Annotated in this window: 15 protein-coding genes and 1 tRNA gene; 8 read left to right on the top strand and 8 right to left on the bottom strand. The window is 43.2% G+C overall.

What is annotated here, in order from left to right; genetic code table 11:
• The first annotated feature begins 257 nt into the window (after positions 1–257).
• Together FTV12_RS01800 and htpX are read left to right on the top strand one after the other, a co-directional pair.
• Positions 258–1,130: a lytic transglycosylase domain-containing protein gene (locus FTV12_RS01800; protein ID WP_218945528.1), complete on the top strand. Its 873-nt coding sequence runs from the start codon at positions 258–260 to the stop codon at positions 1,128–1,130.
• A 178-nt stretch (positions 1,131–1,308) separates the two neighbouring features.
• Positions 1,309–2,214, top strand: a complete 906-nt coding sequence (gene htpX, locus FTV12_RS01795; protein WP_005236795.1) for a protease HtpX — start codon at positions 1,309–1,311, stop codon at positions 2,212–2,214.
• A 74-nt stretch (positions 2,215–2,288) separates the two neighbouring features.
• Here htpX and FTV12_RS01790 read toward each other — a convergent pair whose 3' ends face one another.
• The 5 genes from FTV12_RS01790 to FTV12_RS01770 all read right to left on the bottom strand — a co-directional run bounded on the left by FTV12_RS01790 (position 2,289) and on the right by FTV12_RS01770 (position 12,573).
• Positions 2,289–2,870: a DUF4112 domain-containing protein gene (locus tag FTV12_RS01790; RefSeq protein ID WP_005236796.1), complete on the bottom strand. Its 582-nt coding sequence runs from the start codon at positions 2,868–2,870 to the stop codon at positions 2,289–2,291.
• A gap of 75 nt (positions 2,871–2,945) precedes the next feature.
• A complete protein-coding gene (mgtE, locus tag FTV12_RS01785) occupies positions 2,946–4,280 on the bottom strand; it encodes a magnesium transporter (RefSeq protein ID WP_180017017.1) in 1,335 nt (444 codons plus the stop codon).
• 41 nt (positions 4,281–4,321) lie between these two features.
• Positions 4,322–7,447 (bottom strand): efflux RND transporter permease subunit, encoded by a 3,126-nt coding sequence (locus FTV12_RS01780; RefSeq protein ID WP_180033443.1) that lies wholly within the window; start codon positions 7,445–7,447, stop codon positions 4,322–4,324.
• 172 nt (positions 7,448–7,619) lie between these two features.
• Entirely contained in the window at positions 7,620–10,715 is a 3,096-nt protein-coding gene (locus tag FTV12_RS01775) for a multidrug efflux RND transporter permease subunit (protein WP_166137801.1), read from the bottom strand.
• A 256-nt stretch (positions 10,716–10,971) separates the two neighbouring features.
• Positions 10,972–12,573, bottom strand: a complete 1,602-nt coding sequence (locus FTV12_RS01770) for an isocitrate lyase (protein WP_159123482.1) — start codon at positions 12,571–12,573, stop codon at positions 10,972–10,974.
• 680 nt (positions 12,574–13,253) lie between these two features.
• Between FTV12_RS01770 and FTV12_RS01765 the strand changes: the two genes are divergently transcribed.
• The 3 genes from FTV12_RS01765 (at position 13,254) to FTV12_RS01755 (ending at position 16,031) form a co-directional block, all read left to right on the top strand.
• Positions 13,254–14,243 (top strand): LysR family transcriptional regulator, encoded by a 990-nt coding sequence (locus FTV12_RS01765; RefSeq protein ID WP_004784775.1) that lies wholly within the window; start codon positions 13,254–13,256, stop codon positions 14,241–14,243.
• A 131-nt stretch (positions 14,244–14,374) separates the two neighbouring features.
• A complete protein-coding gene (locus tag FTV12_RS01760; protein WP_004784777.1) occupies positions 14,375–15,697 on the top strand; it encodes a hemolysin family protein in 1,323 nt (440 codons plus the stop codon).
• A 55-nt stretch (positions 15,698–15,752) separates the two neighbouring features.
• Positions 15,753–16,031, top strand: coding sequence for a hypothetical protein (locus FTV12_RS01755; protein ID WP_159123481.1), 279 nt, complete (start codon positions 15,753–15,755; stop codon positions 16,029–16,031).
• A gap of 38 nt (positions 16,032–16,069) precedes the next feature.
• Here FTV12_RS01755 and FTV12_RS01750 read toward each other — a convergent pair whose 3' ends face one another.
• Positions 16,070–16,576, bottom strand: coding sequence for a hypothetical protein (locus FTV12_RS01750; protein WP_180010610.1), 507 nt, complete (start codon positions 16,574–16,576; stop codon positions 16,070–16,072).
• Between the two features lie 168 nt (positions 16,577–16,744).
• On the opposite strand from FTV12_RS01750, the gene FTV12_RS01745 reads away from it, so the two are divergent.
• The 3 genes from FTV12_RS01745 to FTV12_RS01735 all read left to right on the top strand — a co-directional run bounded on the left by FTV12_RS01745 (position 16,745) and on the right by FTV12_RS01735 (position 18,512).
• Complete coding sequence (locus FTV12_RS01745) at positions 16,745–17,473, top strand: hypothetical protein (RefSeq protein ID WP_159123479.1); 729 nt, start codon at positions 16,745–16,747, stop codon at positions 17,471–17,473.
• Positions 17,474–17,643: 170 nt separating this feature from the next.
• A tRNA-Leu gene (locus tag FTV12_RS01740) sits at positions 17,644–17,729 on the top strand.
• A 93-nt stretch (positions 17,730–17,822) separates the two neighbouring features.
• Positions 17,823–18,512, top strand: coding sequence for a hypothetical protein (locus FTV12_RS01735; protein WP_005236809.1), 690 nt, complete (start codon positions 17,823–17,825; stop codon positions 18,510–18,512).
• A gap of 28 nt (positions 18,513–18,540) precedes the next feature.
• On the opposite strand, the gene FTV12_RS01730 is transcribed toward FTV12_RS01735, so the two are convergent.
• Both FTV12_RS01730 and folP read right to left on the bottom strand, forming a co-directional pair.
• Complete coding sequence (locus tag FTV12_RS01730; RefSeq protein ID WP_125278212.1) at positions 18,541–18,855, bottom strand: DUF5713 family protein; 315 nt, start codon at positions 18,853–18,855, stop codon at positions 18,541–18,543.
• A gap of 105 nt (positions 18,856–18,960) precedes the next feature.
• The gene (gene folP, locus FTV12_RS01725; RefSeq protein ID WP_180010608.1) at positions 18,961–19,812 is read right to left on the bottom strand and encodes a dihydropteroate synthase; all 852 of its coding nucleotides are present in this window, start codon (positions 19,810–19,812) and stop codon (positions 18,961–18,963) included.
• Positions 19,813–19,826 lie beyond the last annotated feature (14 nt).

Genomic DNA, 19,826 nt, shown 5'->3' with positions numbered 1-19,826 from the left:
CACCTCAAAATTTAAGGCTTTTCTTTAAATTGATCATTTTTTAATCAATTTATTTTATAATTAAAATCAATAACTTAAAGCTGTCAACCCTAAGGTTTTAAATTAAATAAAAAAAATATTTTAATGTTCAAAATATTGACAGCTGTTCCCGTTTACATACTCGTTTATAAATGCAGCGTATAAGGCTGTGCATTACGTAATTTTTTGTTAAACTCATCCATGAATTTTTCTAGCTTATTATTTATCAAATATAAACAATGAAAATAAAGACGTATTTCTTGGGGTGTCAACTGATCGGTAGCTTGCTTATGCTGGGCTGCAGTCATTTGGTGTATGCCGGCGAAACCATCTATCAGTTGCGTGATAAAAACGGCAGTACCTTATTGACCAATAAGAAGAGCCGTTATAATCATCTTCAGGTCGAAAAGAAGACTTATTATCCGGATAGCAATATTCATAGCTATAGTAACTGGGGCAGCAGCGAGTCGTCAGTTTTGCCTAGCTATAGCAAGAATAAGAACGCTTTTGATTCGATCATTCGTCAGGCCGCCCAGACTTATGGTGTGTCTGAAGGTTTAATTAAAGCAGTCATGCATACTGAATCCGGCTTTAATACCCATGCCCGCTCCCCTGTGGGTGCACAAGGTTTGATGCAGCTGATGCCGGCCACAGCACGTCGCTTTAATGTCAGCAATGCCTATGATCCTCATCAGAATATTATGGCGGGTGCTAAATATCTGGCTTGGTTATTAAAGCGTTTTAATGGCAATACCAGCCTGGCACTGGCGGGCTACAATGCCGGTGAAGGCAATGTCAGCAAATATGGTGGAATCCCGCCTTTCCGGGAGACTCAGGATTATGTACGCCGTGTGACCAGCCGTTATCAAAATCTGTATACTCATGGCCTGAGTGCAAGTACAACCACGTCTAGCACATCATCCAGTGAAGGTCGCATCATTGCCAGTTCAGCGAACTACTCCAATGATAGCAGCAGTACTTCACACATTCAGGCAGCCAAGTATCAGCGTCAGATTATTATGAATGCTGATGGCAGTTATACCGATGCACCGATGGGTTCTTATGCAACGGCGAATGCAACAGCAGCAGCTAAAATTTATTTAAGTGAATAAATAAATCAAAATCATTTGATTCTAAATAGCCTTAGCGAAAATGCAGCAAAAAATAAAGCTGTGTTTTGTGATCTAGGGCCATTTTTTTTCTTGAATTTTTAGTCATTTCACCCCATATTGATTTCAATGATTTTCATTTGCTAATCAGATTATTTTTTTATAATAAGAGGATTTCTCAATGATGCGGATTGGTTTGTTCTTGCTAACCAACCTCGCGGTACTGGTTGTAGCTGGCATTATCCTGTCACTCTTCGGTGTCGGTAGTTACCATGGCGCGGGTGGCTTGAATCTAGGCAACCTGTTGGTGATCTGTTTTGTGTTCGGTATGGTGGGATCACTGATTTCCCTGTTCATGTCTAAATGGATGGCGAAAAAAACAACCGGTACTGAACTGATTGACCCAAATGCCCCTCGTAACCAGGCAGAAGCATGGTTATTACAAGAAGTTGCGCAACTTTCTCAGCGCGCTGGCATTAAAATGCCGGAAGTGGGTATTTTCCCATCTTATCAGTCAAATGCCTTTGCAACAGGCTGGAACAAGAACGATGCGCTCGTGTCTGTGTCCACGGGTCTGCTTGAACGCATGAATAAAGACGAACTTCGTGCGGTACTGGCACACGAGATTGGTCACGTTGCCAATGGCGATATGGTGACACTGGCCTTGATCCAAGGTGTAGTCAACACATTTGTCATGTTCTTTGCCCGTGTAGTTGGCGACTTTGTAGACCGTACGATCTTCGGTCGTGAAGAAGGTGAGGCACCGGGTATTGGCTATTTTGTGATTACCATTGTGCTGGATATCGTATTTGGTATTATGGCTTCAGCGATCGTGCTGTGGTTCTCACGCTACCGTGAGTATCGTGCTGATGAAGCAGGTGCACGTTTGGCAGGCAAACAGGCGATGATTTCAGCGTTATTACGTTTACAGGCGGAATCAGAAATGCCGGATACTATGCCGAAAGAAATGAAAGCCTTTGCAATTTCTGCTGGTCAGGAACAAGGTTTTAGTCTGGCGGCACTGTTCCAGACTCACCCAACGATTGAACAACGTGTTGCTGCTTTGCAACAACTCGATTGCCCTTAAGCAACGCATTGATTGCTTGATAGAAAAAAGCCTGCATTTGCAGGCTTTTTTATTAAGTTTAGGTTTATAAACCTTCAGGCTTTAAACCATTGAAAGAGCTGCATTGTGCCCCAGCCAATGGCCATAATTAACAGAATCAAAAAGAAAGTTCCTAAGATATCTGGTAGATGAATCCAGATCCAGGCCACCACAGGATTACGCCAGAAAGCAGATTGCTGTTGTCTGCGTTCCAAACTTTCATGCAGAAATGGATGTACCACATGATGATCGGTACGGATCTGGTATTCGTCCCGGATATGCTGATGCACAATATCCAGTGCCTTACGGCTAGGACGAATAAAAATATCAAATATTGTTCCTGCTACAGGAATAAAGCCGACCACAGCATCCATGACGGCCATTTTCAGGACTGGCTTTAATTTTTCACTTGGCACCCCGATCTGACGGGCTTTATAAATCGCATAACTGGTCAATACAAAACCTGCGATATCTCCAGCTACCGGAATGGTACTCAAAGCAGCATCTGCCCCGACGCCCTGCTTGGTAAATGGAATCCGTACCACCGAATCCATCATATTGGCAAACTTGGCCAGATCCCGCTCCAGACGAATGACATCCTGTTGGCTCAATTTATTTTTTTGTCCGGGATCAGGCATAGGTTCTTCCAGAAATGAAGCTGATGTAATTGAGCATAAAGTATTTTTTCTATTTAAGCTGTAATTGCTAGGTATTTAAAACAATAATTGAGAGGCAATAAACAAGTAAATAATCACCCCAGTGGCATCACAAATCGACGTTACCAGCGGTGCTGATGCACTGGCTGGGTCCATTTTCAGCTTGTTGAGAATAAAGGGTAAACTCATGCCAATCAGACAGCCCATCAGCACAATACCTAACATACTTAAAGCAAGTACGATGGCGACCATCCAGTCACCTCGAATATAACCCAAGATTGATACAGCAATGGCCATCGTTCCACCCAGACATAACGCAACCAAGGATTCACGACCCAGCAGGCTAAACCAGTCCTTAAACTGCACATTGCCTGTTGCCAAGGCACGCACCATCAAGGTGGCAGATTGTGAGCCAGCATTCCCGCCACTTCCCACCAACAATGGCAAGAAAAATACCAGCACAATATGAGTGGAAATAATATCTTCAAAATGGGCAATCCCGATTCCAGAGAGCAGACTGCCAAACACTAGGATAACCAGCCAGAATACGCGTTTTTGATACAGTCTGAGAATCGGTGCAGTTTTCAGGCTCAGCTCATTCAAAGGCGTCACTGCACCAGATTTTAAAATATCCTCGGTGCTTTCTGCCTCTGCAATATCCATGGCATCATCATAAGTAATAATCCCGACCAGCTTTTGAGTCGCGTCGACCACAGGCAAGGCAATAAAATCATAATAGGCCAAGGTACGGGCGACCTGCTCCTGATCCTCATCCACAGTGGCATAGACTACATCTGTGGTCATGACCTCATTAATGGTGGCATCCGGCCGTGCCTGAATAATTTGTCGCAAGGAAATTACGCCGAGCAGATGCTGTTTCTCATCCACGATATAGATCAGATATAAAGTGTCATGATTCCCCGCAATATCACGTAGCGTTTCAATCGCCTCAGTCATGCTCAGCTCGGGAGCAAGCGTGACGAAGTCTGAACTCATTAATGCACCGGCAGTTTCTTCCGGATAAGCATGCAGCTCTCGTAGGGTTTGTAGCGACTGGGTGGATAATTTTCCAAGTAACTGCTGCTGCACTTCACAGGGCATCTGCTTGTATAAATCAATGAAGTCATCGGAATGCATGGCATCCATCAGACTGGCCAGTTGTTCCAGAGGAAATTGATAGGCCAGCTGGATTTGTATGGCCAGTGGCAAGTACTCCAGCACTTCTGCCTGACGTTCCAACTGCTTGAAATGGTGACAGCGTTCTGCTGGTCCAAGCTCAGACAAAATTCTGGCCTGATCGGCAATATTCAGCTTTTGTAGAAGCTGATGAATATTATTTTCCCCTGTCAGCAGAGCCTCATGTAGTTGCTGTATTTTTTCTTGGTGCTGCATTCCCATACCATCATTCCATGCAGGTATGAAACATACCCGTCCTAGAGTGAGTATTCCTCATTTTCCTGATTGATTTGTATAACTTTATTTGTTGCTTTGACACGAAACAGGTTTTGGATTAACACATACATAAACGGGATAAAGAATAATACCAAAATAGTTGCAAAAATGACCCCGTCCAAAATGCTGGCACCAATTTCCTGACGGCTGATCGCACTGACCCCAGAAGCAAAAATCAAAGGAATCACTCCCGCAGCAAAAGCAATAGAAGTCATGAGAATAGGCCGTAAGCGCAAACTTGCTCCTTCTAAGGCTGCAGCTATAGCTGTTTTTCCTGCTTTCTCTGCCTGTGCAGCAAACTCCACAATCAGAATGGCATTTTTACAGGACAGACCAATCGTCGTCAGCAAGGCAATATGAAAAAAGATGTCATTGGCGAAACCAAAGATCCAGCAAAATAAGATACTGCCACCTACGCCCAATGGAATGGCACTGATCACGGCCACAGGAATGGTCCAACTTTCATATAAAGCGGTTAAACACAGGAAAATAAAGGCAATCGAAATCACATACAGGAAAATCGCCTGACCGCTGCTGCGCTTTTCTTCCAATGCAGCTCCGCTCCAAGCCAGATTCACACCTTCCTGGGCATCTACCAATGCTTCAACATCCTGCATGGTCTGACTGGAAAACTTGTCCTTTGGAATCCCGGCATAGACTGGAACAGCGTTATAGCCCATATAGCGGTTAATACTGTTCGGCCCGCCCTGCCAATTCAGACTGCTAAACTGGTTAAATGACAGCATTTCACCTTTTTGATTGCGTACATGCCAGAAGGCCAGATCTTCAGGTTTGGAACGGTATTCTGCTTCACCCTGCATAATCACACGTTTAATCTGCCCGCGATCAATAAAGTCATTGATGTAAGTTCCACCCCACGCTGCGGCCAAAGTACTGTTTACATTTTGCTGAGGAATGGAATGCTTTAACACGCGTTCTGCATCAAGTTTGATATTCAGCTCAGCACTTTCTTTGGGTTGGTCCAGCTGTAAAAATTCAATCGATGATTTGCCTTGGGCACGCGCTTCAATCTGGCCAAATGCCTCCTGTAAAAATTCAGCTCCTTTATAATCCAGGTCTTGCAACCAGAAATCGACTACACGACCATTACTCGACATGGAAGGCGCCATAAAGAAAATTTGGGCATTGGCATGATTGGCAAAGTGTTTCTGTGCTCGATCGACAATGGCAAAGACCGAATCTTCAGGATTTTTACGTTCAGCCCAGTCTTTTAATACCACAAAGAGCTGCCCACGATACGGGCCTACACCAACGTTGTTGCCGCTATACCAGACGCCTACACTCTGAATGCGTTCTGATTCATGTTTCATTAAATAGTCTTGTACTTCACGCCCGACTTTTTCGACTTCTGAACGCGGTGCGTTGCCCGGCATGACAATCTGCCCCATAACAAAGCCCATGTCTTCCGTGGGCATCAAGCCTTCCGGCAAATGCTTATATACCCAGCCGAAGCTCATTATGCACACACCAAACAGTGCCAACATCGTGAATTTCAATCGCATGCTCCGAGCTGAAACTTTTTGATAACCGGCATTGAGCTGATCCATGCCATGGTTAAAGCGCTGTGCCCAGCGAGCCTGATGATGTTTGCGTTTCAATAACTGTGCCGCAAATGTCGGGGTAATCACCAAGGCCACGAATAAAGACAGCAACATCGCCACTACCAAAGTGAGGGAAAATTGACGATAAATCACCCCAGTAATACTGCCAAAGAAAGCCATCGGGATAAATACTGCAGTAAGTACCAGCGTAATACCGACCAGTGCTCCACTCATTTCCTGCATGGATTTTAAGGCAGCCGCTTTGGCATCCAGATGTTCGTCCTGCATCAGGCGTTCAATATTTTCCACCACTACAATGGCATCATCGACTAGCAGACCAATGGCTAAAATCAGGGCAAATAAGGTAAAACTATTCAGAGTCATATCCAAGACATACAGCACTGCAAAGGTCGCCAAAACCACAATCGGAATCGTAACGGCCGGAATAATCGTGGCACGCCAGTTTTGCAGGAAGATAAACATCACCACAATGACCAGAATAATGGCTTCAACCAGAGTTTTAGCTACCTGTTCAATTGAGCTGGTAATAAATGGAGTTTTGTCCATGGTCATTTGCAACTGGTAGTGCGGTGGCAAATTGGCCTGAGTGTTTTTTAATACGTCTTGAATCTGTTTGGACACGGCAATAGCATTACTCCGCGGCGCCAAAGTAATCGATAAAGCTGAAGAGAGCTGTCCGTTGGTATAGTTAATGTGGTTATAACTTTCTGCACCTAGTTCTACCCGTGCCACATCTTTTAAATACAGTAATGCACCGGAATCTGTGGTTTTAACGATGATATTTTCAAATTCTTTCACACTGCTTAAATGTGAACCGGCACTGACCTTGGCATTGAGATATTGATCCTGCATCGTCGGCAAACCACCAATTGCGCCTGAAGCCAGTGGCGCGTTTTGAGTTTCAATGGCATTACGGATATCGCTTGGCATCAGGTTAAACTGGTGCAACTTATGCGGATTTAGCCAAATCCGCATGGCATAACCTGCACCGTACAGGTCAATTTCCCCTACACCTTCAATACGTGACAAACGCGGTTCGACGTGGACCATCAAATAATCTGAAAGTTCGGTAACGCTACTCTGCCCACTCTCATCATATAAACTTAATAGTGCAAACTGGTCATACCCTGATTTATAAACATTGACTCCGCCCTGCTGCGTCTCTTCAGGTAAGCGGCTCAATACACCATTCACGGCGTTTTGAACCTGTAACTGGGCTTGATCAAGATCGACTCCTGGCTCAAATTGCAGCGTAAGTTGGGCCCGTCCCACCGAACTGCTGGAGTGAAAAGTTTCCAGACCTTCAATGCCTTTTACCGCCTGTTCCAGAATCTGGGTCACCGATTGCTCAACTGTTTCAGCCGATGCACCACGATAACCTGCGGAAACGCCTAAAGCTGGCGTATCCATATTTGGCATATGTTCAATGGGAATTTTTTGAAGTGCAAATACCCCAAGGGCCATCATTAAAATTGCAATGACCGCTGCAAACTTGGGACGATAAATAAAAAAGCGCGACAACATAAATCAGAAATCCCCATCAAATGCATCTTTAGGATGCACACGCCATGAATAGATGATTTCTATAGCAATTTTCACACCATGCTTAAATTTAAGCCAATCTTTACCTTTTTATTTCCGATAAAAAAATCCCCGTTATAACGGGGATTTTAGAATGCTATATTCTCAATTGATATTATGTATGTGATTTCTTCATCGTCATTTGGCGAATTAAAACGTACATAAATGGAATAAAAATTAGCACCAGTATCGTTCCAAAGATCACTCCACCAAAAACACTGATTCCAATCTCACGACGACTGGCTGCACCAGCACCAAAAGCAAAGACCAGTGGCAGAATCCCAGCACCAAAGGCCAGAGATGTCATCAGGATTGGGCGCAAGCGCAGTGAAGCACCTTCAAGTGCAGCTTCAACTACCGATTTACCTTTTTCCTGAGCCAATGCCGCAAACTCTACGATTAAAATTGCATTCTTACAGGACAGACCAATCGTGGTCAGCAAAGCAATCTGGAAGTAAATATCATTCGGAAAATCTGCCAGAAAACTAAAAATGATATTCCCACCAATCCCTAGAGGAATAGCGGACATGACCGCAGTCGGAATCGTCCAGCTTTCATATAAAGCGGCCAGGCACAGGAAAATGAAACCAATCGACACCAGATATAACCAGATTGCCTGATTACTGGATTGTTTTTCCTCAAAGGATAAACCGCTCCAGACCACGTCAATGCCATCCTGTTCTGCCACCAGATTTTCAACATCTTGCATCGCTTCACCAGAACTGGAACCTTTGACCATATCCGCTTGCATTTGCAGCGAGGTATAGCCCATAAAACGGTTGACCACCTCAGGACCACCACTCCAGTCCACCTGAGCGAAATTACTGAAAGGCACCATCTCGTTCAGGTCATTACGTACATGCCATTGCGCCAGATCTTCAGGTTTGGAACGGAATTCTGCATCGCCCTGCATAATCACCCGTTTAATCCGGCCACGATCAATAAAGTCATTAATATAATTACCCCCCCAGGCCGCTGAAAGCGTACTGTTGATTGCGGATTGACTCAGACCATTGGCCATAGCCTGTTTCTGGTCAATATTGACTTTCAGTTCGGCTTTTTCCGGATTGGAACGCTTATCCAGATTTTCAAAGCTACTATATTGAGCTGCTCCAGCCTGCATATTCTGGAACTGCTCTTCCAGATACTGACGGCCATTACCGTTAATATCACGAATCCAGAAATCCAGGCCGTCGGTTTGACCTAAACCATTCACTGAAGCCGGCATGCTGATATTGACTTGAGCATCGCGGTTACTGCGAAAATGCTTCATAGCACGTTCACGAATCGCCTGCGCGGTATTTTCTTCTCCAGCACGGTCATCCCAATGCTTCAAGGCAACAAAACCGGTCGCCAGGTTCTGACCGGTACCTGAGAAGTTACGGCCATAACGTAGCATGACCAAGTCGATATTGTCCTTTTCTTCTTCCAGAAAATACTGACGAATCTGCTCACCGACCTGAATGGTGTTTTTCATTGGCGCGCCTTCCTGCAGCCGGATTTGCAGATTCAGAATACCCTGGTCTTCACTCGGCAAAAAGCTGGTGGGTAAGGCGCGATAAAATAAAGCAAATACGCAGAGCAATCCGGCAAACAGCACCAGACTAATGGCCTTATGTTGTAGAGTGACATTAGAAACTTTCAGATAACGATGCTTCAAACCATCCAGTTTCTGGTTAAACCAACTCGCCCACTTGGCAGGTTTTGGATTTGGTTTTAGAATCAGCGCACAAAGTGCAGGTGTCAGAATCAGTGCGACCATCAGCGACAGAGACATCGCTGCCACGAGCGTAATCGAGAACTGACGATAGATCACCCCGGTTGAGCCACCAAAGAATGCCATGGGAATAAAGACCGCGGTTAAAACCAGGGTAATCCCGATCAATGCTCCGCTAATTTCCTGCATGGATTCCAGTGCTGCTTCTTTGGCTGTAAGCTGCTGCTCATGCATCAGACGTTCAACGTTCTCTACCACCACAATGGCATCATCGACCAGCAAGCCAATGGCCAGTACTAAGGCAAACAAAGTCAGCGTATTAATACTCAGTCCCAAAACATAAAGTACTGCCATGGTTCCGAGTAAAACTACAGGCACAGTTACAGTCGGAATTAAGGTGGCACGCCAGTTTTGCAGGAAGATAAACATCACGATGACGACCAGAATGACCGCCTCGAATAAAGTTTTAACGACTTCTTTAATCGATTCTTTAACAAACGGTGTATTGTCACGCGGATAGGCAATTTTATAGCCTTCCGGCAACTGCTGGGAGAGTCGCTCGATTTCAGCCTTGATCAGACTCGACGTCGCAATTGCATTGGCACCGGAGGCCAGTGAAATGCCCAGACCGGCAGAAGGATAGCCGTTGGTGGTGCTATATGACTGATAATTTTCCGCACCCAATTCAACCCGTGCAACATCTTTTAAGTAGATAAAGCTACCATCCCGGGCAGACTTCACAATAATATTTTCAAATTCTTCGACTGTTTTTAAACGGCTGCCTGATGTGACTTTGGCATTCAGATACTGATCATCGGCTGTTGGCAAGTCCCCAATTGCGCCGGCTGCCACTTGAGTATTTTGTGATTCAATCGCTGCCCGCACATCACTTGGCATCAGGTTATATTGTTTCAATTTTGCTGGATTCAGCCAGATGCGCATTGCGAACTGTGAACCAAAAACATCCACTTCCCCAATGCCATCAATTCGGGAAATATCCTGTTCCAGATGCGTGGTCAAATAATCAGACAGTTCAATATTGCTGCTACGCCGTGACTCATCATACAAACCGATGACCATATGGGTATCGCCAAGAGATTTGAAGACATTCACGCCCTGTCGCTGGACATCATCTGGCAAACGATTGAGAACCCCGTTAATCGCATTTTGAACCTGTACTTGTGCTGTATCTGGATCGGTACCATTTTCAAAACTGATGCTGATCCGGCTTCGACCTGAGGAATCACTGCTTGAGCTGAAATACAGCAAGCGGTCGATACCTTTAATTTGCTGTTCCAGCACCTGGGTCACGCTTTCTTCTACTGTTTCTGCAGATGCACCGGTATAGGTTGTTGCCACAGTAATACGAGGCGGTGCAATATCCGGATAACGTTCAACAGGTAAATTCATCACCGCAAAAAGTCCAATGGCCATGACTACAATGGCCAGCACACCTGCAAAAATAGGACGATGAATGAAAAACTTAGACAGCATAAGTCTGAATCACTTTGAATTTAATGAATTATGGAAAGCGTTGCATTATTGAGTCAGCTTAAGGATATTCAGGCAGTGGCCTAGAGAATGCAAGGCTTGATCACAGAAAAATATGTATAAAATTGAATCATGAAGAAAATATGAAGATTTTGCCTTTCATCTAGCTATTTCAACAATTTATAAGGTTATTATTTTTATTTTAGGCATAAAAAAACCCTGCTTGCGCAGGGTTTTTTTAGAATCGATTCAGAGCTGATTAAGCAGAGAATTGGTTCATTGTGTTTTTCGCATCGTCACCCGCTTTAAGCGCGTTGTCACCAGCGAAGATTTCTTTGTGGTCGTCACCGATGTCAGAACCAGCCATTGCTTGGTGTTTCACACAAGCGATACCACCGCGGATTTCTTTACGTTGTACGCCAGCAACATAAGCCAACATACCTTCAGAACCGAAGTAACCTTGAGCAAGCTCGTGAGTAGAAAGAGCAGCTGTGTGGTAAGTAGGCAGAGTGATCAAGTGGTGGAACACGCCTGCTTCACGAGAAGCGTCTGCTTGGAATGTACGTACTTTTTCGTCAGCTTCAGCAGCCAATTCAGAATCGTCGTACTCAGCGCTCATCAATTTAGCGCGGTCGTATGCAGATACGTCTTTACCTTCAGCAACCCAACGGTCGTACGCTTGTTGACGGAAGTTCAGTGTCCAGTTGAATGATGGAGAGTTGTTGTAAACAAGTTTCGCATTTGGCACAACTTCACGTACACGGTTAACCATGTGAGCGATTTCAGCTACGTTTGGAGTCGCAGTTTCGATCCAAAGAAGGTCAGCACCGTTTTGTAAGCTAGTGATACAGTCAAGTACAACGCGGTCGATCTGAGTGCCTTCACGGAACTGGTACAAGCCAGAAGCAAGACGTTTAGGACGGTGAAGTTTGCCATCACGTTTGATCAGGATTTCGTCTTCTTGTGCTTCAGAGATGTCAATTTCTTGAGTGTCTAAGTAGCTGATGTATTGAGAAGCGATGTCGCCTGGCTCTTTAACCACTGGGATTTTTTGAGTCAAGTCAGCGCCTTCAGAGTCAGTACGTGCAACGATGATACCGTCGTCAAGACCCATTTCAAGGAATGCATAGCGAAGAGCGTGGATTTTCGCGATGAAGTCTTCGTGTGGAACTGTAACTTTACCAGCTTGGTGACCACATTGTTTCGCGTCAGAAACCTGGTTTTCGATTTGAAGTGCACAAGCACCCGCTTCGATCATTTTCTTAGCTAGTAAGTAAGTCGCTTCTTCGTTACCGAAACCAGCGTCGATGTCCGCAATGATTGGCACAACGTGAGTTTGGAAGTTGTCGATTTGTGAAGTGATTTCAGCAGCTTTAGCTGTATCACCAGCGTCTTGAGCTTTTTTAAGTGCGCGGAACAGGTCGTTCAGTTCTTTCGCATCAGCTTGACGTAAAAATGTGTAGATTTCTTCGATCAATGCAGGAACAGAAGTTTTTTCGTGCATAGATTGGTCAGGAAGAGGACCGAATTCTGAACGAAGTGCAGCAACCATCCAGCCAGAAAGGTAGATATAGCGACGTTCAGTTGTACCGAAGTATTTTTTGTTCGCAATCATTTTTTGCTGAGCGATGAAACCGTGCCAGCAGCCTAGTGATTGAGTGTATTTGCTAGAGTCTGCATCATAAGCAGCCATATCACGACGCATAATCGCCGCTGTATATTTAGCAATGTCTAAACCAGTTTTGAAACGGTTTTGAAGTTGCATACGCGCAGCATCTTCAGGACTGATGTCTGCCCAAGTGTTACCGAATTTCGCTTTTAATTCGCGGATTGCATCAATCGCTGTTTGGTATGTAGTCATGATATATTCCTGTATTAATATTAGGATTTTTCTGCAACGAACCGCTCAAATCACACCCTCAATGACTTGTTCAGATTTTCGACGATCCGTTGGGATAGCTAAAGATTAGTGGGCTTCGAAAAATTAATCCAATATTCTGCAAGAATTATCATTATTTATTTAAAAAATATGTAGATGAAAGTCTAATTATATATTGATCAATTTTTTATAAGTTATTGTATTTTATATTTTATTTTTGAATTTTTGAAATTGGATTTTGTCTAAAACATCAGCAATAAGAGCAAAAAATATTCATTAGACTTAAGTCTTGCAAGACTTTAGCAGCGCCTAATTTCAGCAATTTTTGTTTATTTTATGAGCCTTAAAACCTAGAATACTTATTTCAAAAGAATTATTTTTCATTTATTTGTTGAAATATTTTTTATCAAACCTGGCACATTATTTGCTAATTCCCTCTGTTTCTTAGAAATACTTTTCTTTCGTTTCGAAGGCAGCCAGATTTCCTTTCTGCTCTTAAAAATAGAGAAGGATTCAGACTGGCAAAATCTGCGGTGAAAGAGACTCTAAAAAGGTATTTCAGTACAATCAGCTGGGCTTTTTTTCATCAGTTGCGTACACAAGCTATAGTAGTTATGGCATAATCCATATAATTTCATAATTTTATTTTCGGTATTTTTTTTATGAATCTGGAGCGGGTCGATCTTAATCTCCTCATTTATCTTGACGTACTTTTACGTGAAAAAAATGTCACGCGTGCAGCAGAACAACTTGGGGTAACCCAGCCTGCGATGAGTAACATTTTACGTCGCTTACGAAATTTATTTAATGATCCTCTCCTGATTCGCTCTTCTGAAGGTATGACCCCAACAGAACGTGCGCTAGAACTCCAACCTCGTATCCGTGACGCCTTAGCGGATCTTTCCATGATTCTGGAACCGCGTACCGAGTTCCGCCCTTATACTTCAAACCGTGTTTTCCGCATCATGACTTCAGATTATGCTGAAGCTACACTGGTACCACGCCTGGTGAAAGCATTACGTTCAGAAGCACCGAATGTGGTTCTCGACTTCTTAACCCCAAGTGATGTGTCCTATCGTGACATGGAACAAGGTAAAGTTGATCTGGCGATTAACCGTTTTAATGAAATTCCGCAAAGCTTCCATCAGGTACTGGTTTGGCGTGACAGCTTTTCTTGCCTGTTAAATAACAAGCATCCGGCTGCGGGCAACCTGAATCTGAAAAGCTATCTGGATGCACAGCATATCTGGGTATCGAAAACCGGTATGGGCGTTGGCTTTGGGGTAAACCCTGAGAAACAGGCGGGTCTCGGCTGGATTGATCAGGCTCTTGAACGTATTGGCCAAAAACGTAAGATTTCGGTATTTACCCGTCATTATCAGATGCCTGGTCTTCTGGCTGCCAATGTCGATCTTGTAGCAACATTACCGACCCGTATTGCACGTCTGCAAGCCAAAAACCAGAACTTACTCATTAAAGACCCACCATTCTATATTCCTGAGTTTGAATTGAAGATGGCGTGGTGTCCTTTATTGCATCATCATCCCGCCCATCGCTGGTTACGTCAGCTGATTCTATATGTAGCCCGTCAGATGATCGAAGAAGAAAATCGTGAATTTTTAATGAATAATTCGCAATTTTCGCATTATTGAATTGAATATTAGCTAAATTGCTCATTTTTAAGCTTATACTCTAGAGACTTGAGTTGCTTTATTTGTACCTCAAGTCTTTTTTTGTGTTAAAAATATTTTTAGCTAGATCATATTAATCCACAGGTGGATTCGTGAGCCTCTTTCAAAACATCGTGATTATCTTATTACTCATCGCGGGGGCCGGTTTTTTATCATTAACAGAAATCGCGCTTGCAGGTGCCCGTAAGGTCAAATTAAAAATTTTGGCTGAATCGGGAGATATTCGCGCTCAAAAAGTTTTAGATTTACAAGAAAACTCTGCTGACTTTTTTGCAGCTTCCCAAATCGGCTTAAACGCCGTTGCCATTTTAGGCGGTATTTTAGGTGAAGGCGCCTTCCGCCCTTATATCATCAATTTACTTTCCAGATTTTATCAAGGTCCCTGGACTGAAACGATTGCGTTCAGCCTGTCCTTCACTGCAGTTACTTCATTATTTATTCTGTTTGCGGACTTGATGCCGAAACGTCTGGCCATGATCGCTCCAGAAAAAATTTCTGTCTCGGTGATTAATCCAATTCAGGTATTTATCAAAATCTGTAAACCACTGGCCTGGTTCATCAATGCCATTGCGAACCTGTTGTTCCGCTTATTTAAAGTGAATACCATCCGAGATGATAATATTACCTTTGCGGATATTTCTGCGGTAATGGATGCGGGTGCTCAGGCAGGTGTGTTACAGAAACAGGAACATCACTTTATTGAGAACGTGTTTGAGCTTGAAGAACGTAATGTTCCTTCCAGTATGACGACTCGCGAAAATGTGGTGTTCTTTACCTTGAAAGAATCAGAAGCCAGTATTCGTCAAAAACTGGCTGAATTTCCTTATTCCAAGTTTTTGGTCTGTAATGAAAATATCGACGATGTGATTGGATATGTCGACTCCAAAGATATTCTGGTTCGTATTCTGAATAATCAGTCTTTACTTCAGTTAAATGAAAATACCATCCGTACGGTTCTAACCATTCCAGATACACTGACTCTATCTGAATTACTGGATCGCTTCCGTTCAACCAAGGAAAAGTTCGCCGTCGTTATTAATGAATATGCCTTGGTCGTAGGTGTGATTACCCTTTCCGACATTATGATTACCGTGATGGGCGACTGGGTTACTCCCCTGGAAGAAGACCAGCAGATCATTAAGCGTGACAGCAATTCATGGTTGATTGATGGCAGTACGCCCATTGAAGACATCAAACATGCGCTGGAAATTGATGAAATGCCAGATGAAGAGAACTATGAAACCCTAGCTGGTTTTATGATGTTCAAGCTGCGCAAGATTCCACGTCCTGCAGATATTGTGCTACATGCGGGTTACAAGTTTGAAGTTGTCGATGTTGATCATTTCAAGATTGACCAGTTACTGGTTACACGTATGCTGGAAGTGAAAAAGCCACCGACAGAAGAATCAGAATAATCTGGTTCTTCTTCAATTTTTTTAAAACTCCAAAAACAATAATAATGAGACTTTTATGAATATTGCTGCGTTACTCGCCTGTCTGAGTTTTTATTCGGCCTTATATTTATTCTATTTCTTCTTTATGCAAGATCAACAGCCTATATTTCTGATCCTAGCAATTGTGCTCATTTTACTTTCAATCTGGCTGACTCCCTATCCTTATGAGCGGCGTCGGCAAGGATTTGATTCGACTTTAAGAATAGGCGAATATTTTTATTATCCACTCATCACCTGGTGGCGGCTGTTTATCTTTCCTGTGCGTTGGCTGCTTTCCCTATTTTATTCTCATTAAAAAAGCACCCGAAGGTGCTTCTTTACATTCAATTCAATTTAGATTTTTGATAAAAGTGCTTCAAGGACTGCCTGATAATGGATCTGGATATCTTCCTGCAAAATTTTGTAGGTATTATCAAATTGCACCATTGGCCAGCCTTCTTTCCAGAATGGGAAAATATTATGTAAGTCATGAGTGACGACCGCATCTTCACGTAGAATCGCCTGTGCAATCTGTGCCAGTACAAAGGCAGTTTCCGCACCATCAATTGCAAGGTAATCAATACCACGTGCTTTTAAAATACGGATACGGTCTTTCTTATAGCGGATTTTTTTGATTTGGGCTTCATTCAGATTCAGGGCCAGAGAAACTGCTTCAACAAATTTTTCTTCAAATGACTGATTCAATACAACCAGCGCCTGTTTATGCGCTTCCTGACGACCCGCTTTACCACCCTGACGAATAACTTCTTTTGCTTCCGTATCTAGCTCATCATTCTTCATGGTTTGAAGGATGTCTAAAATTTCGATGTCGCTTAGCGTCGCAGGAGATTGATCAGTCATAAACTGTCCCTAAAAAATAAATATGCAATGGACTATTTTCGCATAAATCCTCACTAAAAAATTAAAATCTTTAGCTTCAACTCTAATAATTGCAAAATCCGGATCATCTCTATCATTCTGGCGTAAATTGGCTATAGTAGGCGGCAAGTTTCTTATTTACTTTTTATCATGCAAACCAAACAGATTGATCTTTTATTGCAGCAACTTAAACTGCTTTATCCCGCTGCCTTCAAAAGAAATTATCTGTTTTATGGCCAGATCAAGACCAAGGGTATTTTAAGTGATCTCAAGGAACTGATTCCCTGGGTGCTGGCTGCCATGATCTTTGTACCGATTAGCCTGGTTCTCAAAGATGTTTATTCCTCTAAGCTATCAACTGCCCCAGACTTTCAGGCGCAAGCTTATGCAATTCTGACTATTCTGTTATTTCTGATGCTGGTGGTTCCACTAGTGATCAAGCAGATCCGGCACTCTTCTCATTCCCTCTATCAGTTTTTAAGACATACACCGATTAAACTCACTGTAGTCATTGTGCTGGAAGCGCTGAATCTGGTTTTTCTACAAAGCAGTATGACCATGTGGATTCTATTCTTTTTCGGGATCAGTTTTGGTTTTGTACGGTTCTATAAAGAAAATATGTTCCGCCCTGCTACCAATAGCACTGAACAATATCAACTGCAGCAGTTACGTCGCATCTGTTTCTGGGCTTATCAACAAACCTGGAAACTACGTCTGAAATTATTTTTTCATTCCAAGCCGACCTCCCCAAATGAAGAATTGAAAAATCAGCTTCAGCACTATGCGGATTTACATACCCGCTTGTTTAAACTGGAACATGAGCAGTGCAAGAAGATTAAATACATCGATATCGATACTTATCTGGACGAGCACCTGTAAATGTTTTATGAATCACGGCCTGAAATAGAAAATTACATGACTTCTCACGCTTATCATCTAGCATTATGGATTTAATTTTTTAATTTAAACTACTGAATTGCTTGAAAATAAAGCAAACGTATTGAAATTTACTTGCCAAGCTTTATTTCGTCCTCTATTATTGCGCACATGCCCGAGTGGTGAAATCGGTAGACACAGGGGATTTAAAATCCCCCGCCCACAAAGCGTGCCAGTTCGAGTCTGGCCTCGGGCACCATTTTAATTCTGATTAGAATGGTGCAATGAAAATCTCCAGCATTCAGCTGGTTTTTTTTATGCGTGATTATCACCAATAGAATGTGCCCTTCCCATGTCTGCATCCCGTTCTTTTGATCTAGCCAGATTGCAATTACGCCATCCTGATGCATTCTTTTGCAGCCTCAGCTATGGCCGTTATAAATATTTGAACCAGACCACTGATCTCTATCTGTATTTACGTATTGGTATTCTGATCATGATCACAGGATTTTGTTGCCTGTGCTTTTCGCTGCCGTTTTACCCTGACTTTGTGACTTCAAAATATCAGGCGCTTAGTGCAGGTACTATTGTAATGATCGGCATGCTCTATCCTTATATCTGGCGCGCCCAGTTTCAGGCGAAATACAGTTCTGTTCGCTATGCCAAGCGTTTGCAACTCTGCCTGTATATGCAAACCCTGATTGCGATTCTGTCATTTATAAATTATCAGTATTTTCACTCAGCATTTATTACCTTGCCTTGTTTGGCCCTGCTTGCTTTCAGTAGCCTCGTACCGGTTTTAGTTGAGCCCTGCTTTAGAGTTTCGACTCGCAGCACCCTATTGGTACGTTTGCAGAAAATCCGTCAGCTGGCTTACTGGTCTTATCAGCAATCGCAAAGCAAAGAGCCGGAACCGGTGCCTTATCAAAAAGATTTAAAACAGTATTATCTGGATTTGCATCATAGCTGCATGCTGGAAGAGCAGAAATTACTGGATGAAATTCATTATAAAAATTTAAAAGACGTATTTTCAGATTATTAAAAAAAAGCCCTGTTTAACAGGGCTTTTTTTACCATTCGCGATTAACGACCAGTTCTTCCATTTCAATATCAAACAGACCCTGCTCTTGCACGACCATCATCATGGCCTCGGCAATATAGTCTGCGGCAGTATCATCCAGAGACGAATCCAGATCTTCAAACTGTGGCTTCATGGCATTGATGTCTGCCACAGTCTCATGGGCCAGCTGATATACATCCTGATCTGATAAACCGGATTTAGATACTTTTGAAGCAAAACGTTCGATGTGTTGCTTGATTTCTGCAACCAGAATATCGGGATAATATTCATCATCGAACATGGGGAGAAGTAAATCTGCAAACATTACAGGCACTCTAAAAGATGACAATCTAACTTAAGCGTGCCTGTATAGCACATTGCTGTTTAAAAGCCAAACAGCTTGTGCTCCTATATGTCTTTCAGCCCAGATTTAGGCATTTTGCATAGCTTTCCAGATTTTGATGGCGTCTGCTGTTACCTTGACATCATGTGCACGAACCATACAGGCACCTTGCTGAATGCTCAGCAAATGTGCCGCAGCCGAGCCTACTGCACGTGCTTGTGGTTCTGCACCATCTAGTGCAGCACCAATAAAACGTTTGCGGGATAAAGCAGACAAAATCGGATAGCCCATTTCTGTCAATTTATAAAACTCTTGCAACAGCTTTAAATTTTGCTGGGCATTTTTTGCAAATCCAAAACCAGGATCAATCATGATATGTTCAGCTTTAACACCCACATCTAGAGCATCTTGAACCCGTTGTGACAGTTCCCGAATCACATCCTGAGTCACATCATCATACTGATCCAGATTATTCATCGTAGTCGGCTCACCACGCATATGCATGATGATCACCGGAATATTCAGTTCTGCTGCCGTCTCTAACGCTTGTGGACGAGTGAGCGCGCGTACATCATTCCAGATATGTGCACCCGCTTTCACGGCTGCTTTAATCACTTCTGGCTGTGAAGTATCAATCGAGATGATCACATCATGCTTGGCCAGTTCTTCAACTACAGGCACAACACGACGGATTTCTTCTTCAACTTCCACGACTGATGCACCTGGACGTGTAGATTCACCACCCACATCAATTACGGTGGCACCATCAGCAATCATTTCCAGGGCTTTTACTACTGCCTGATCTTTCTGATTGTGCAGCCCCCCATCGCTAAAGGAATCCGGAGTCACATTTAAAATTCCCATCACATGCGGCTGAGACAAATCCAGTTTCAAATGACCGAAAGTCCAGATCTGTGGTCGTAGTGGCTTCAGCTGCATGGTTCAATCCTAGT

The organism is Acinetobacter sp. YH12233 (assembly GCF_013417725.1).
In the GTDB taxonomy this organism is placed as follows: domain Bacteria; phylum Pseudomonadota; class Gammaproteobacteria; order Pseudomonadales; family Moraxellaceae; genus Acinetobacter.
Note: the sequence above shows the minus strand (reverse complement) of the source record. Positions and strands in the feature narration are given on the sequence as shown.

Bases quoted from the DNA above. Each gene is read 5' to 3' on its own strand.
- FTV12_RS01800 (WP_218945528.1), top strand. From the start codon at position 258: ATGAAAATAAAGACGTATTTCTTGGGGTGTCAACTGATCGGTAGCTTG.
- htpX (WP_005236795.1), top strand. From the start codon at position 1,309: ATGATGCGGATTGGTTTGTTCTTGCTAACCAACCTCGCGGTACTGGTT.
- FTV12_RS01790 (WP_005236796.1), bottom strand. From the start codon at position 2,870: ATGCCTGATCCCGGACAAAAAAATAAATTGAGCCAACAGGATGTCATT.
- mgtE (WP_180017017.1), bottom strand. From the start codon at position 4,280: ATGCAGCACCAAGAAAAAATACAGCAACTACATGAGGCTCTGCTGACA.
- FTV12_RS01780 (WP_180033443.1), bottom strand. From the start codon at position 7,447: ATGTTGTCGCGCTTTTTTATTTATCGTCCCAAGTTTGCAGCGGTCATT.
- FTV12_RS01775 (WP_166137801.1), bottom strand. From the start codon at position 10,715: ATGCTGTCTAAGTTTTTCATTCATCGTCCTATTTTTGCAGGTGTGCTG.
- FTV12_RS01770 (WP_159123482.1), bottom strand. From the start codon at position 12,573: ATGACTACATACCAAACAGCGATTGATGCAATCCGCGAATTAAAAGCG.
- FTV12_RS01765 (WP_004784775.1), top strand. From the start codon at position 13,254: ATGAATCTGGAGCGGGTCGATCTTAATCTCCTCATTTATCTTGACGTA.
- FTV12_RS01755 (WP_159123481.1), top strand. From the start codon at position 15,753: ATGAATATTGCTGCGTTACTCGCCTGTCTGAGTTTTTATTCGGCCTTA.
- FTV12_RS01750 (WP_180010610.1), bottom strand. From the start codon at position 16,576: ATGACTGATCAATCTCCTGCGACGCTAAGCGACATCGAAATTTTAGAC.
- FTV12_RS01745 (WP_159123479.1), top strand. From the start codon at position 16,745: ATGCAAACCAAACAGATTGATCTTTTATTGCAGCAACTTAAACTGCTT.
- FTV12_RS01735 (WP_005236809.1), top strand. From the start codon at position 17,823: ATGTCTGCATCCCGTTCTTTTGATCTAGCCAGATTGCAATTACGCCAT.
- FTV12_RS01730 (WP_125278212.1), bottom strand. From the start codon at position 18,855: ATGTTTGCAGATTTACTTCTCCCCATGTTCGATGATGAATATTATCCC.
- folP (WP_180010608.1), bottom strand. From the start codon at position 19,812: ATGCAGCTGAAGCCACTACGACCACAGATCTGGACTTTCGGTCATTTG.